Source organism: Cupriavidus pauculus (genome assembly GCF_008693385.1).
GTDB lineage: Bacteria > Pseudomonadota > Gammaproteobacteria > Burkholderiales > Burkholderiaceae > Cupriavidus > Cupriavidus pauculus_D.
The window spans coordinates 1,128,167-1,142,513 of sequence record NZ_CP044065.1 but is presented as its reverse complement, the minus strand read 5'-3'; the positions used below and the strand labels follow the sequence as shown (position 1 = coordinate 1,142,513).

The window sequence follows — 14,347 nt, the reverse complement described above, 5'->3', positions numbered from 1 at the left end:
ATCGCTATATGAATCAGGAACGGATGAAAGCGTGGCGCTCCGCGAGCACCTCCGCCGATGTCATGCGCACCACGCCGGCTGCCGACATGTCGCGCCATGCCATGGCGAGCGAGCCGTCGAGGTCGATCGCGCGGCAAGCGTCCTCGACCACCACGACTTCGAAGCCCGCTTCGCGCGCATCCAGCGCGCTCCATGCCACGCAGAAATCGGTCGCCAGCCCAACGCAGAACACGCGATGCACGCCGTGCTCGCGCAGATAGCCCGCGAGGCCCGTGCGCGTGGCGCGGTCCGCCTCCATGAACGCCGAATAGCTATCGACGCCCGCGTGATGGCCCTTGCGCAGCACCATGCGCGCGTGCGGCACATGCAGGTCCGCATGCAGCGCCGCGCCATGCGTGCCCTGCACGCAGTGGTCGGGCCACATGACCTGGTCCCCATAGGCCAGCCGCGTCATGCCGAATGGCTGCATGCCCGCATGGCTCGACGCGAACGACGCGTGTCCGGCCGGATGCCAGTCCTGCGTCAGCACCACGTGCTCGAACGCCGGCGCGAGCCCGTTGATCACGGGCACGACCTCGTGCCCGCGCGGCACGGCTAGCGCGCCCTCGGGCATGAAGTCGTACTGGACGTCGATCACCAGCAGGCAATCGTGCATTTCCGTTCCTCGATAATGACGTTTCGGCCTCAGCCGTTGAAACCCTTGCCCTCGGCGGCCAGCGTCTTGAGCAGACCCGCGGGCTCCCACGCTTCGCCGTGATAGCCGCGCGCGTAACGGTGCATCGCCTGCACGACGTTGAACAGGCCGACCTGATCCGCGTACAGCATCGGGCCGCCGCGGAACAGCGGGAAGCCGTAGCCGGTCAGGTACACCATGTCGATGTCCGAAGCCTTCGACGCGATACCCTCTTCGAGAATCTTGGCGCCTTCGTTCACGAGCGCGAACACGAGGCGCTCGACGATCTCCTCGTCGGAGATCTTGCGGCGTTCGACGCCGGCCTCCTTCGAGTTCGCGACGATCATGTCGTTGACCTGCTGGTTCGGATACGGCTTGCGGTCGCCCGCCTTGTAGTCGTACCAGCCCGCGCCGGTCTTCTGGCCAAAGCGGCCCAGTTCGCAGAGCTTGTCGGCGGTCTTCGAGTACTTGAAGTCGGGACGCTCCACCGCGCGGCGCTTGCGGATGGCCCAGCCGATATCGTTGCCGGCCAGGTCGCCCATGCGGAACGGTCCCATCGCGAAACCGAACTTCTCGATGGCCTTGTCCACCTGTTCCGGCAGCGCGCCTTCGTCGAGCAGATAGCCCGCCTGGCGGCTGTACTGTTCGATCATGCGATTGCCGATAAAGCCGTCGCAGACGCCGGACACGACGGCGGTCTTCTTGATCTTCTTGGCGACCTGCATGACCGTGGCCAGCACATCCTTGCCGGTGGCCTTGCCGCGCACCACTTCCAGCAGCTTCATCACGTTGGCCGGGCTGAAGAAGTGCATGCCGACCACGTCCTGCGGACGCTTCGTGAAGGCGGCAATCTTGTCCACGTCGAGCGTCGAGGTGTTGGAGGCCAGGATCGCGCCGGGCTTCATCACCTCGTCCAGCGTCTTGAACACGGCCTCCTTGACGCCCAGCTCTTCGAACACGGCCTCGATCACGAGGTCCGCATCCTTGATGGCGTCATAGGACAGCGTGGTCGTCAGCAGCGCCATGCGCGCTTCCACCTTTTCCGGCGTCAGCTTGCCCTTCTTCGCGCTGTTGTCGTAGTTCTTGCGGATCGTGGCCACGCCGCGGTCGAGCGCTTCCTGCTTCGTCTCGAGCATCGTCACGGGAATGCCCGCGTTCAGGAAGTTCATCGTGATGCCGCCACCCATCGTGCCGGCGCCGATCACGGCCACCTTTTCGACCTTGCGCACGGGCGTGTCCGAGGGCACGTCCGGAATCTTGCTTGCGGCACGCTCGCCGAAGAACGCGTGGCGCAGCGCGCGCGACTCGGGCGTACCCACGAGGTACATAAAGCCTTCACGTTCGGCCTTCAGGCCGGCTTCGAACGGCTTCAGCGAAGCGGCCACGGCATCCACGCAGCGCGCGGGCGCCGGAAAATTCCTGGCCACCGCTTCCACGGTATTACGCGCGAACTTCAGGAAGCCTTCCGGATTCTCGTGCCAGACCTTGAGGTCGCGCACCTTCGGATACGGGCCGGGCGCCGCGGCAACGTTCTGCGCGAACTTCACGGCAGCCGGCAGGACGTCGCCATCGACGATTTCGTCGAACAGCTTCGAGCCCGCGAACTTTTCCGACAGCACCGGCGTACCCGACACGATCATATTGAGGGCCTGCTCGAGGCCGATCAGGCGCGGCAGGCGCTGCGTGCCGCCCGCGCCGGGCAGCAGGCCGAGCTTGACCTCGGGCAGCGCGATCTGCGCGCCCTTCGCGGCCACGCGATAGTGGCAGCCGAGCGCGAGCTCCAGTCCGCCGCCCATGGCCACCGTATGAATCGCCGCGACCACGGGCTTCGTGGACGCTTCCAGCGCGCGGATGACCGAACCCAGCGTCGGTTCCTGCGTGGCCTTGGGGGTATTGAATTCGCGAATATCGGCGCCGCCGGAGAACGCCTTGCCGGCGCCCGTGATCACGACGGCCTTCACGGCGCCATCGTCCAGCGCGCGCGTCAGGCCTTCCACGATGCCGAGCCGCGTGCTGTGGCCGAGGCCGTTGACGGGCGGATTGTCGAGCGTGATGACGGCCACGCCGTCCTGAACCTGATACTGCGCTGTCATGCTGGTTCCTTTGGTCTGGGTTGTCTCGGATGCGAAGGCGCGCATCGTGAATCGTTCTGCATGGTTCTGTACTGCGAGCGGGGACAAGCATACACAGAAAAGCACGGTCGTTCAATTTCCCGCATCGTTCCCGATTCGCGCGTGCGGTCGCCGTTGGCGGGTTGGCACCGCCAGCATGCGGGCGCTGCATGACGCCCGTTGGCGGCGTTCATGGTGAGCCGCGCCGGCGGCGTCGCCACTACGGGAGAACCCTGAGCAAACGCGGCGCTTCATGGCCCTCGCGTCACTCGGACGCGCAATCTCGCGAAAATTTGACGCCACCGTCTAATCTTGCCGGACGGGTCGCGCTAGACTCGCGGCTTTTCGTTTTCGGATCGCCCGAAGGCACCCACAAGGTGCCGCGATCCCGACGACAGCCATCACAGCGACCCTGATGACAGCTCACCAGCATCCCACCGTCGAGCACGACGACCTCCAGCGCAAGCTCGGTGCCCGCCACCTCACGATGATCGCGATAGGCGGCGCGGTCGGCACCGGCCTCTTCGTCGCATCCGGCGCATCCATCGCCCAGTCGGGCCCCGGCGGCGCGCTGCTCGCCTACTGCGTCATCGGCCTCATGGTCTATTGCCTGATGACGAGCCTCGGCGAACTGGCCGTGCATATGCCCGTGGCCGGGTCGTTCGTCACCTATAGCGCGCTGTACGTCGAGGAAGGCTTCGGCTTCGCGCTGGGCTGGAACTACTGGTTCAGCCTGGCCGTGACCATCGCCGTGGAACTCACGGCCGCGCAGCTCGTCATGCAGTACTGGTATCCGGAGATACCGGGCGTGGTCTGGAGCGCGGGGTTCCTGCTGCTGATGTTCGGGCTCAACGCGTTCTCGGTGCGCGGGTTCGGCGAGGCCGAATACTGGTTTGCGCTGATCAAGGTCGTGACGGTCGTGATCTTCCTGATCGTGGGCGTGCTGATGATCTTCGGCATCCTGCGCGGCGGACCGCAATCGGGCTGGCAGAACTTTACGATCGGCGACGCGCCGTTCGTCGGGGGCATACCGGCGATGTTCGCGGTAGCCATGATTGCGGGATTCTCGTTCCAGGGCACGGAGACCGTCGGCGTGGCCGCCGGCGAGGCCACCGACCCCGCCCGCACGATTCCACGCGCGATCCGCCAGACGTTCTGGCGCATCCTGCTGTTCTATGTGATCGCGATCCTGATCATCGGCGTGCTGATTCCCTATACCGATCCGAATCTGCTGCGCAACGACGTGACCGATATCGGCGTGAGCCCGTTCGCGCTGGTGTTCCGGCACGCGGGCCTCGCGTTCGCGGCCGGCCTGATGAACGCCGTGGTGCTCACCGCGCTGCTGTCCGCGGGCACCTCGAGCATGTACGTATCCACCCGCATCCTCTACGGCCTGGCCGTCAGCGGCCGCGCGCCCCGGGCGCTGGGACGGCTGACGCGCGCGGGCGTCCCGCTGAACGCGCTGTTCGTCACCACGGCCATCGGCGCGCTATGCTTCTTCAGCTCGCTGTTCGGCGACAAGACCGTCTACCTGTGGCTGCTGAACACCTCGGCGATGACGGGCTTCTTCGCGTGGTTCGGCATCGCCATCAGCCACTACCGCTTCCGCCGCGGCCTGATCGCGCAGGGCTACAAGGTCTCCGACCTCGCGTACCGCTCTCCGCTCTACCCGTTTGGGCCGATCTTCGCGGGCATCCTGTGCCTCGTGATTGTCGCGGGGCAGAACTATCAGGCGTTTACCGACATCCCCAACCGCTGGCACGACATCGTGGCGACCTATATCGGCGTTCCGATGTTCGCGGCGCTATGGCTCGGCTACCGGCTGGTCAGGAAGACGCGCCTGATTGCGTACGAGGACATGCCGTTCGAACTGCCGCGGCGCGACGTGCCCTGAAACGCCTTGGGGCCACTCATGGCACCTGCGCGAACGCCGCGTCGATCGTCACATGCACGGCGTCGCCGACGCCAGGGAACCAGGTCGACAGCCCAAACTTCCGCAGGCTGATGTCCCCGGCCGCCGCGAATTCCAGCCGGCCGTCGTTCGGTGACTCGATGGCGCCGGGCACCTGCGTCACCAGAAAATCCACCGGGCACACGACACCATGCATCGTCAGGTCGCCGTGAAGCCAGCCACTGCCCGCCCGATCTCGCACAAACCGGGTGCTGACGAAGCGGATCTCGGGGTAGTGCGCCTCGTCGAGCATGCCACTGCCCCGTACGATCGGTGACAGAAAGCGCGGGCGGGTCTCCACGCTCGCGACGTCGATCGTGACCGCCACCTGATCGGCGTCACCGCCGACGCCCTGCTCCAGTTGCGCGTCCACGCGCGTAAAGCGCATCCGGAGCGGTTGATGGGACACGTCCACCACGAAGAAGACGTTCGCGCGCTGCAGGACATAATGGGCCGGCAGCAAACCCGCGTCGGCCGGTCGCGCCTGACCAACCGCTCCGGCCAGCAACGGGAGCGAGGCAAGGACGATCCCCGCGATACCCGCCATGGCGCGCGCACGGACATGCAGGCTCACGATGCGTCCTCGCGCGGGCCTGCGTGCGTGCCGAGCTTGTCTCCGAGCACGCGCCTGACCGAGACATAGAACACGGGAATAAACAGCAGGCCAAGCACCGTCGCCGCAAGCATGCCGCCGATGACGCCGATGCCGAGCTCATGGCGGGACGCCGCGCCGGCGCCCGTCGATACCACGAGCGGGAACACACCGAGGATAAACGCCATCGAGGTCATCAGGATCGGGCGCAGGCGCAGTCTTGCCGCGGCCACGACCGCGTCGAAAAGGCTCAGTCCGCGCGCCTGTCCTTCGACGGCGAACTCGACGATCAGGATCGCATTCTTCGCGGCCAGGCCGATGACGGTGACGAGGCCGATCTTGAAGTAGATGTCGTTCGGCACGTTTTGCCACAGGCAGAAGACCAGCATGCCGAGCATCCCGATGGGCGCGACCAGCAGTACCGAGGCAGGAATCGACCAGCTCTCGTAGAGCGCGGCCAGGCACAGGAACACCACGACGATGGAAAGCGCCATCAGCGTGGTCGCGGAGGATCCGGCCAGCAGTTCCTGATAGGACTGCCCCGTCCAGTCCGCGGCGAAGCCTGGCGGCAGCTTCTGGTCGATGATGTTCTGGAGCACCTGCATGGCCTGCCCCGTCGAATAGCCCGATGCCGGATTGCCCACGATCTCGATCGCGGAATAGCCGTCATAGCGCGGTTGCACGGTGGGCGCGACGGCCCAGTGGGTGCTGACCACGCTCGATAGCGGGACACTGTTGTAGGGGCTGACCAGCGTGTTGGCCGCCGATGGGTTCACCGGTGCGGGCGTCGGCGCCGTGGTGGACGCGGGCGCGGGCGCGGGCGTAAACAGATGCCGGAATGCATCGATGCCCATGCGGAATGGCGCGTCCGCCTGGATGTACACGCGCTTGACCCGGCCTCCATACGTGAACTGGTTCACGAAGAACGGCGCCAGTTCCATCTGAATCGTGTTGTAGACGTCCGTCAGCGACAGTCCCATCGACTCCGCCTGCGTGCGGTCCACCGCGATGCGCAGTTGCTGCGCGCTCGGCAGCGAGTTGGCGCGGATGCCGTAGAGGTCGGGGCTCTTGCCGGCTTCTTCGAGCAGCGTTTTCTCGGCGGCCTCCAGTTGGTCGCGCGACTGCCCGCTCCTCGCCTGCAGGTACATGTCGATGCCGCCAAACTGGCTCAACCCGCGAATCGTCGGCAGATCGGTCGCGAAGATCTGCGCGTCGGTGACGCCATGCAGGATCTGGTTGACCTGCGGAATCAGCGCCATCGCGCTTTGCGATCGCTGGCTCCAGTCGGTCAGCTTGATGAACGTCATGCCGACGTTCTCGCTCGTGCCGACGAAGCTGAAACCCACCGGCTGGAACATGGCGCTGATGTCCTTCCCGATCGGGCTGTGCAGAAGCTTGTCGCGGACTTCGCCCATGACGCGCCGCGTACTGGCCAGCGTCGACCCCGACGGCAGGTTCACGAGCACGAGGATAAAGCCCTGATCCTCGTCCGGCACGAAGCCCGTCGGCAGCTTTGTGTACAGGAAGCCCGCCAGCACGACGAACAGCACGAAGCCCACCATCCATCGCGGCGCATGACGGACGGCGCGAGTGACGTGGCCAAGGTAGGTGCGCGACATCCACCCGAAACCGCGATCGAACCAGCGGAAGAACGGACCCTTCTTGTCGGGGTGGACCGGCCGCAGGATGGCGGCGCACAGCGACGGCGTGAACGACATGGCCAGGAACGCGGAGAAGATCATCGACACGGCGATGGTCAATGCAAACTGGGCGTAGATGATGCCCGTGGCGCCCGGCTGCAGCGCGGACGGTACGAACACGGCCGACAGCACCACCGTGATCGCGACGATGGCGCCCGTGATCTGCCGCATGGCCTTGTGCGTGGCGGCTTTGGGCTCGGTGCCCTCCTCGCTCATGATGCGCTCGACGTTCTCTATCACCACGATCGCGTCGTCGACCACGATGCCGATCGCCAGTACCATGCCGAACAGTGTCAGTTGATTGAGCGTGTAGTGCAGCAGCGAGAGGCCGATAAACGTGCCCAATAGCGCCACGGGAATGACGAGCGTGGGAATGATGGTGGCGCGAAGGTTCTGCAGGAACACCAGCATCACGACGAACACGAGCGCGATCGCTTCGATCAGCGTGTGAACCACATCGGTGATCGAGGCCGTGATGAATGGCGTCGTGTCGTAGGGCACGCTCCATGTCACCCCGGCGGGCAGATCGCGGGCGAGCGACGCCATCTGTGCCTTGACCGCATTGGCGACCGACAATGCGTTGGCGCCGGGCAGCAGAAACACGGCCATTCCGCCGGCGGGCTTGCCGTCATAGACCGGCGCGATCCCGTACGTCTGCGCGCCGAAGCTGACCCGCGCCACATCGGAGAGCCGCACCGTCGTGCCGTCGCTTCTCGACAGCAGGATGATGTCGCGGAACTGTTGCAGCGACGAGAACAGGCTGTCGCCCGATACCGTTGCCGTGAAGACCTGCCCCTTCACGGCCGGGTCCGCGCCGAGCGACCCCGCCGCAAACTGCGCGTTCTGGGCGTTGACGGCGTTCAGCACCTGCGTCGTCGACAGCCCATAGCCCTGCAGCTTGTCGGGATCGATCCAGATGCGCGCCGCATATTCCGAGCCGAGCAGCGTGGTGTTGCCCACCCCGCTGACCCGCCCGATCACCGGCTGGATCTGCGACGCGAGGATGTCGCTCAGCCGCGGCGCGTCCACGGCGGGACTGTTCGAGCGCAAGGCGATGAACATCAGGATATCCGGACTGGCCTTGGCCACGACGACGCCCTGCTGGGTCACCTGCGCGGGCAACAGCGGCGTGGCCAGCGTCACCTTGTTCTGCACCTGCACCTGCGCGATATCCGGGTTGGTGCCGGTAGCGAACGTCAGCGTGATGACGGTCTGGCCGTTGGCGCTCGAGTTCGAGCTGAAGTACAGCAGGTTGTCGATGCCGGTGAGCTGCTGCTCGATGACCTGCGTCACCGTCGATTCCATCGTCGCCGCGCTGGCGCCGGGATAATTGGCCGTGACGGTCACCTGCGGCGGCGCGATCTCCGGATACGAGTCGATGCCCATGCTGCGCATGGCGATGGCACCGAACAGCGAGATGAGGATGGCGACGACCCACGCGAATACGGGTCGGTCGATAAAGAAGCCAGCCATGCATACCTCCTACTTGCGCACCGAGACCGGGCCGCCTTCGCGTACGGCCTGCAGGCCTGTGACGATGACCCGATCGCCCTGAGCGAGGCCTTGGGTGACGATCCAGTCGGTACCCTGACTGCCGTCGGTCTCGACATCCTTGCGCACGGCGTTGTTATCGGCGCCCACCGCCAGCACGTAGGCGCCGCGGGTATCGCGCAGCAGCGCGGGCTGGGGAACCAGGAAGACACCGTTCCGGCGGCCGAAGTCCGCCGTGAGCGTGACGTACATCCCCGGCAGCAGCAGGTGCCGCGGATTGGAGACCAGCGCCCGCAGGTTGACCGCGCCCGTGGTCGCGTTCACGGCGACGTCCGAGAAGTCGAGCGTACCGGTGTGGTCGTAGGGCGCACCGTTGGGCAGGCTCACCTGCACCGTCGTCGCGTTCTGGCTGGCCAGATCGACCCCGCCATGGTCCGCGGACTGGCGCAGCGACGTCAGGTCGGCGGAACTCATGGTGAAGTTCACATAGACCGAGTCGATCTGCTGGACGGTCGTCAGTAACGTGCCCGCCGTACCGGCATCGTTGGTGCCGTTGCCGACGACCGCGCCCGCCGTCACCAGCTGCTGCCCGGCGATGCCGGCAATCGGCGATGTCACGCGCGTGTAGCCCAGACTGATGCGCGCGCTCTCCACTGAGGCGCGATCCGCCTGGACGCGCGCGGCGGCACTGCGCTCGGCCGCGTCCGAGTTATCGACGGTCTGCTGCGATACCGATCCCACCGGCAGCAATGCCCGGTTTCGCTCGGCGGTGACGCGATCGTCGACATAGGTCGCCTGGTCCTGCGCGAGTTGCGCCACGGCGCTGTCGAGCTGCGTCCTGTAGAACGACGGGTCGATCTCGAAGAGCACCTGCCCTTCCCGCACTGCCGTGCCCTCGGCATAGACGCGCTTGTCCAGCACGCCCGAGACGCGCGCCGTGACGTTGGCGCTGTAGAGCGGGGACAGCCGGCCGACGAACTGACGGGTCAGCGGGATGCTTTGCGCGTGCGCGGTCAGGACGTCCACCGCCGGAGGCGGCGGCGCCGGGGGCGCGCCATGGGAACAGGCGGCAAGCGTGGCGGCGGCAAGAATGGAAACAAGCGCCCGACATGGAGAGGACTTCATGGCAAGGCCTCCCAACCGCCGCCGAGGTTCTTGATAAGGGTGACGTCGCTCTGCGCGAGCGCGGACTGGGTATCGCGCAGGCTCTGTTCCGCCTCGACCAGCACGAGCTGCTGATCGAGCAGATCCTCGACACTCGCGGTGCCGATGCGGCGCTGCGCCTGCACGCTGGCGAATAACTGGCGGTTGCGCGCCAGGATGTCCGCCGAGGATGCCGCCTGCGCGCGAAGATGGTTCAGCGACGACAGGCTGTCTTCGACGCTCTGGAAGGCGGTCAGCACCGTGTTGCGATACGTGGCCACCTGCTGGTCGTAGCTCGCGCGCGCCACGCTCACCTCGGCACTGCGCTCTCCCGCATCGAAGATCGTGGCCGCGACATCGGGACCGAGTGTCCAGAAGCGGCTCGGCAGCGAGAACAGCCGCGCGAACGTATTGCTCTGGAAGCCGCCCTGCGCGGACAGCGTCAGCGTCGGAAAAAATGCCGCGATCGCCGCGCCGATCTTTGCATTGGCCGCGGCGGCCAGGCGTTCGGCGTTGACCACGTCGTACCGCCGCTCCAGCAACTGCGAGGGCAGTTCCAGCGGCACATCGGGGGCGCGGAACGCATATGCGGTGTCCGGTGCGATCGACAATGCGGCCGGCGGTACGCCCGTCAGCACGGCGATGGCATGCTCGTCCTGTTCGCGCGCGATCCTTGCCGCCTGCAGGTTCTCGACCACCGCATCGAGCACGTCCTGCGCGACCAGCACGTCATTGCTCGATGACGCGCCCTCGCGGAAGGATGCCTGTGTGATCTCGAGCAGGCCGCGGTCGATATCCTGCTGCCGCTCCAGCGAATGGATGTCGTAGTCGGCCTGCCGAAGAGCCAGATAGTCGATCACGACGCTGGCTGCGATCGACAGCCGCGCACCGGCACGCTCGGCATCGCTGGCCTGCGCGCTGGCCTTGGCCGATTCGATCTGGCGCCGGATCGCGCCCCACAGATCGAGTTCCCACGAGACCGCGGCGCTCGCGCTCAAGCTATTGAAGACGCCGGTGCTTGCCGTCCTGCCGATCGACGAGGTTCCCGCGCCGGCCTGGGTCACGCCCGTACCGATGCCCGTGCGCGTGCCGGAAGCGCCCGCCGTCACGATTGGAAACAGCGCGGCGGTGTTCACCTGCACGGTCGCCAATGCCACGCGATACGCGGCCTCGGCGGCCGCGATGGACTGGTTGGCATCCAGCGCGCGCTCGACGAGTCCATCGAGCGTCTTGTCCCGATACTGGCGCCACCACGTACTCGATATCGACGCCTCCGGATTCGCGCGCGCGCGCTGCCAGCTGACGCCTTCCTTGAAGCCCTGCGGGATTTCCACCGCGGGCCTGCGATAGTCCGGGCCAACGGCGCACGCGCCGAGTAACAGGGCCAGAGACATCGCCAAAAACCGGGCCAGCGCGAGCGACGCGCCGCCGCGCGCGGGCCGCCGGCATGCCGTGCTTGCCTGGCGGCGTTCCTCCGGGGTTGCGTCCAGCGGTAACATATCCGTCGCCGTCCGGTCAGTTCAGACGCTTCGGTTCGCCATCCTCGGCATACCAGTCCGGCGTCTTCCCGGAGGTATTGATCGTGACCGCGCGCGGCTCGCTGAACTGGTCGAACGACTCGACGCCCGTCTCGCGACCCACGCCGCTCTGCTTGAAACCGCCCCACGGCGAGGCCGCGTCGAGCCGGTGATGGTCGTTGATCCACACCAGGCCGAACTCGAGCTTGCCCGCGATACGATGCGCGCGCGCGACGTCCTGCGTCCACACCGATGCCGCGAGTCCGAACCGCGTGCCATTGGCGATGCGCAGTGCGTCGGCCTCGTCCTCGAACGGCATGACCACGGTCACGGGCCCGAATACCTCTTCCTGGCAAATCTCGGATCGGGGGTCGGCGTCGTAGAGAACCGTCGGTTCAAGATAGAAGCCTCGCGCGAAAGCGGCCGGTGCGCGGCCGCCCGTCAGCACCTTCGCGCCGTCGGCTTCCGCGCGCTCGAGCATCGCAAGGATGCGCCGGCGTGACCGTTCGGATATCACCGGGCCGAGCTGTGTCCGGGCATCCGAAGGGTCGCCGATACGAATGGCGGCCACTTTTGCCTGAAAGCGCTCGAGAAATGCGCGGTAGATCGATCGCTGCACGAGAATGCGCGCGCCGCAGACGCAGGTCTGTCCGGCGCCGATAAAGGCGGCGAACGCCGCACCGTTGACCGCGCGCGAGAGATCGAAGTCGTCGAACACGATAGCGGCACCCTTGCCGCCCAGCTCGAGCGTCGTCATGGCGAAGTTGCGCGCCGCCGCTTCGCCGATGGCGCGCCCGACTTCCGTGCCGCCTGTAAAGACGATTTTTCGCACCAGCGGATGGCTGGCCAGCGCCGCGCCGGTTTCACTGCCGACACCGTTCACCACGTTCACCACACCGTCCGGCACGCCAGCCTCGCTCAACAGACGCACGAGCCGCACGGTGGTGAGCGGCGTCTGCTCGGACGCCTTGATCACCACGCTGTTGCCCGTGGCCAGCGCGGGCGCGAGACTCTTGGACAGGATCATCAGCGGGTGGTTGAACGATGTCATCAGGGCGACCACGCCGAGCGGTACGCGCTCTGTGTAGCAGAAATATGGACTTTCCACCGGAATGACGTCGCTGCGGCGCGTGAGCGCGAGCGCGGCGAAATACCGGTAGAACTGCGGCAGGCGCGCGATCTGCGCGCGCGTTTCGTTGATCGGCCTGCCGTTGTTGAGCGTTTCGAGTCGGTACAGGTGTTCGAGGTCTGCCTCGAACAGGTCCGCGAAGCGATCGAGCACGCGCGCCCGCTGCGGAACCGGCATATCGCGCCACACCCCGCTCTCGAACGCCGCATGCCCCGCGCGGACCGCGCGGTCCACATCGTGTGCAGATGCCACGGCGAGCGTGCCGATGGCATCGCCCGTGGCCGGGTCGACGATTTCCAGCGTACGTCCGTCGGGGGCCTGCCCCCACTCGCCATCGATGAAGAGCAGCGCCTCGTGGCGCAGTGGTGTATCGGAGTCCATGGAAATATCCTTCAATGACCGGCACGCTGCATGATGCGGAGGCTCGTCGCGGTAAGCAGTTCCGTCGCACAACGGAAGTTCTGCTCGACCGAGCCTTCTTGCGCGGCCTGGAAAAATGCCTTGCACTGGCGTGCACCGGCGTCGTCGATGCCGACCACGCGCGCGATCAGCGCGTCGGTCTCTGCCTGCAGGCGTGCCGGCGCCACGATCTGCGTGATCAGGCCCGCCTGCAGCGCGTCGGCGGGCGTCATGGCGTCGCCGAACAGCAGCATGGGAAACAGTTGCTTGGGGCGGCCGTAGTTGCCGAGGTAGGCCATGATGGCGGCCGGCGGCAGGCCTTTGCGCATTTCGGGAAAGCCGAGGGACGCGCGCGACGACACCAGCGTGAAGTCGCAGAGAATCGCGATGCCGAACCCGAATCCCAGCGCGTCGCCCTGGACCTGCGCGACGGAGATGAGCGAGGTGGAGCGCAGCAGGCGTTTCAGTTCGATCAGGCGGCTGACTTCGGCGTGCAGCGTCTCCGCGTCGCGCCCTGCTCGCTCGCGCCCGGCACAGAAGACGTCGCCTGCCGCGCGGAGGCGCAACACACGCGCGGTCGGTCGTTCGACTTCCGCGCGCAACGCGGCCACCATCGCCTCGAACATGGGCCCCGTCACTTCGTTTCCCGCCTCTGGACGATTGAGGACGAAGGTCAGGACGCCGCCGGCGCGCTCGATCAGCACGGGCGGTGAATACGATGCTGGTGCCATATTGGCTCCCAAAGACGCGATGGTGTATACTTCGGATACCCTGTATACAGGGTATGCACAGACTCGGGAGAAGTCAATGTCCGCATCGAGAACCGAAGGGAAGGCGCTGACGCTGGAAGCCATTGCGAGCAAGTATCACGAGCGTCTGCGGACGCCGGCGGGGTTCAGCGACTCGTTGAGTGAAGCGCTGGTCGTGCCTGCGTTGCGCGAGGCAATCGTCGAGGGGGTCCTGCCGCCGGGCAGCCGGCTGTCGGAGGTCCAGATCGCCAAACAACTCAATGTGAGCCGCACGCCCATGCGGGAAGCGTTCGTCCAGCTGGAGCGCGAAGGCCTCGTGACGATCCTGGCGCGCGTGGGCGCGCATGTGCGAACCGTCACGCGCCGGGATGTGGAGGAGATCTATACAGTACGGGCGGCGCTGGAATGCCTGGCGGTACAGGAAGCCGCTGCGCGCATCACGCCGCTGGGCGCGGCCCAGCTCGACGATGTCCTGACCGCCATGCGCGTGGCGGTGGATGCGGGCGATGCGACAAGCTACGTCGACGCGCTCGACCGTTTCTACACCATCATCATGGCGATCGCGGACAACCGAACGCTGCAGGAGACCCATCGGAGCCTGATGGGACCGGTCAGGCGGCTACGCCGCATCGCGATGGTGCGCGGGGGCCGCATGCGCGCCTCGTTCGACCAGTCCCTCCGCATTCGCGACGCGATCGTCCAGCAGTCCGCGGACGTTCAGGACCTGATGCGCGAACAGCTACGCGGGGCCTGCGCTGCGGCGCTCGATGTCCTGGAGCGGGCGGCTGAATGAATTCGGGACGGGACGGTTCGGCGGCGACTGGGGGACGTTCGCCCTCCTCTTCTTCGCGCCGGCCCTGTCCTTCATGGGGTAGATGCACTGACTTTTCCG

The 14,347-nt window shown here is 66.3% G+C and carries 10 protein-coding genes; 2 read left to right on the top strand and 8 right to left on the bottom strand.

Features of this window, described 5'->3' with window-relative positions:
* Window positions 1–13: 13 nt before the first annotated feature.
* Together pncA and FOB72_RS05245 are read right to left on the bottom strand one after the other, a co-directional pair.
* A complete protein-coding gene (pncA, locus tag FOB72_RS05250) occupies window positions 14–655 on the bottom strand; it encodes a bifunctional nicotinamidase/pyrazinamidase (protein ID WP_150371564.1) in 642 nt (213 codons plus the stop codon).
* A gap of 29 nt (window positions 656–684) precedes the next feature.
* The gene (locus tag FOB72_RS05245) at window positions 685–2,766 is read right to left on the bottom strand and encodes a 3-hydroxyacyl-CoA dehydrogenase NAD-binding domain-containing protein (protein ID WP_150371563.1); all 2,082 of its coding nucleotides are present in this window, start codon (window positions 2,764–2,766) and stop codon (window positions 685–687) included.
* Window positions 2,767–3,199: 433 nt separating this feature from the next.
* On the opposite strand from FOB72_RS05245, the gene FOB72_RS05240 reads away from it, so the two are divergent.
* Complete coding sequence (locus tag FOB72_RS05240) at window positions 3,200–4,678, top strand: amino acid permease (RefSeq protein ID WP_150371562.1); 1,479 nt, start codon at window positions 3,200–3,202, stop codon at window positions 4,676–4,678.
* A gap of 16 nt (window positions 4,679–4,694) precedes the next feature.
* Here FOB72_RS05240 and FOB72_RS05235 read toward each other — a convergent pair whose 3' ends face one another.
* The 6 genes from FOB72_RS05235 to FOB72_RS05210 all read right to left on the bottom strand — a co-directional run bounded on the left by FOB72_RS05235 (window position 4,695) and on the right by FOB72_RS05210 (window position 13,437).
* Window positions 4,695–5,309 (bottom strand): YceI family protein, encoded by a 615-nt coding sequence (locus FOB72_RS05235; RefSeq protein WP_223851424.1) that lies wholly within the window; start codon window positions 5,307–5,309, stop codon window positions 4,695–4,697.
* Window positions 5,306–8,500: an efflux RND transporter permease subunit gene (locus tag FOB72_RS05230; protein ID WP_150371561.1), complete on the bottom strand. Its 3,195-nt coding sequence runs from the start codon at window positions 8,498–8,500 to the stop codon at window positions 5,306–5,308. The genes FOB72_RS05235 and FOB72_RS05230 overlap by 4 nt, the downstream gene beginning before the upstream one ends.
* Window positions 8,501–8,509: 9 nt before the next feature.
* On the bottom strand, window positions 8,510–9,643 hold the full coding sequence (locus FOB72_RS05225; RefSeq protein WP_150371560.1) for an efflux RND transporter periplasmic adaptor subunit: 1,134 nt from the start codon (window positions 9,641–9,643) through the stop codon (window positions 8,510–8,512).
* Window positions 9,640–11,055: an efflux transporter outer membrane subunit gene (locus FOB72_RS05220; RefSeq protein ID WP_150371559.1), complete on the bottom strand. Its 1,416-nt coding sequence runs from the start codon at window positions 11,053–11,055 to the stop codon at window positions 9,640–9,642. The genes FOB72_RS05225 and FOB72_RS05220 overlap by 4 nt, the downstream gene beginning before the upstream one ends.
* 121 nt (window positions 11,056–11,176) lie before the next feature.
* Complete coding sequence (locus tag FOB72_RS05215; RefSeq protein ID WP_150371558.1) at window positions 11,177–12,688, bottom strand: aldehyde dehydrogenase; 1,512 nt, start codon at window positions 12,686–12,688, stop codon at window positions 11,177–11,179.
* An 11-nt stretch (window positions 12,689–12,699) separates the two neighbouring features.
* Complete coding sequence (locus tag FOB72_RS05210; protein WP_150371557.1) at window positions 12,700–13,437, bottom strand: enoyl-CoA hydratase/isomerase family protein; 738 nt, start codon at window positions 13,435–13,437, stop codon at window positions 12,700–12,702.
* 76 nt (window positions 13,438–13,513) lie between these two features.
* Between FOB72_RS05210 and FOB72_RS05205 the strand changes: the two genes are divergently transcribed.
* Window positions 13,514–14,248 carry a GntR family transcriptional regulator gene (locus tag FOB72_RS05205; RefSeq protein ID WP_150371556.1) on the top strand — a complete coding sequence of 245 codons (735 nt, stop codon included), beginning with the start codon at window positions 13,514–13,516 and terminating at the stop codon, window positions 14,246–14,248.
* Window positions 14,249–14,347: the final 99 nt, after the last annotated feature.

What these genes read in the sequence shown, in the direction of transcription:
- pncA (WP_150371564.1), bottom strand. Translation starts at nt 655, where the DNA reads ATGCACGATTGCCTGCTGGTGATCGACGTCCAGTACGACTTCATGCCC.
- FOB72_RS05245 (WP_150371563.1), bottom strand. Translation starts at nt 2,766, where the DNA reads ATGACAGCGCAGTATCAGGTTCAGGACGGCGTGGCCGTCATCACGCTC.
- FOB72_RS05240 (WP_150371562.1), top strand. Translation starts at nt 3,200, where the DNA reads ATGACAGCTCACCAGCATCCCACCGTCGAGCACGACGACCTCCAGCGC.
- FOB72_RS05230 (WP_150371561.1), bottom strand. Translation starts at nt 8,500, where the DNA reads ATGGCTGGCTTCTTTATCGACCGACCCGTATTCGCGTGGGTCGTCGCC.
- FOB72_RS05225 (WP_150371560.1), bottom strand. Translation starts at nt 9,643, where the DNA reads ATGAAGTCCTCTCCATGTCGGGCGCTTGTTTCCATTCTTGCCGCCGCC.
- FOB72_RS05220 (WP_150371559.1), bottom strand. Translation starts at nt 11,055, where the DNA reads ATGTCTCTGGCCCTGTTACTCGGCGCGTGCGCCGTTGGCCCGGACTAT.
- FOB72_RS05215 (WP_150371558.1), bottom strand. Translation starts at nt 12,688, where the DNA reads ATGGACTCCGATACACCACTGCGCCACGAGGCGCTGCTCTTCATCGAT.
- FOB72_RS05210 (WP_150371557.1), bottom strand. Translation starts at nt 13,437, where the DNA reads ATGGCACCAGCATCGTATTCACCGCCCGTGCTGATCGAGCGCGCCGGC.
- FOB72_RS05205 (WP_150371556.1), top strand. Translation starts at nt 13,514, where the DNA reads ATGTCCGCATCGAGAACCGAAGGGAAGGCGCTGACGCTGGAAGCCATT.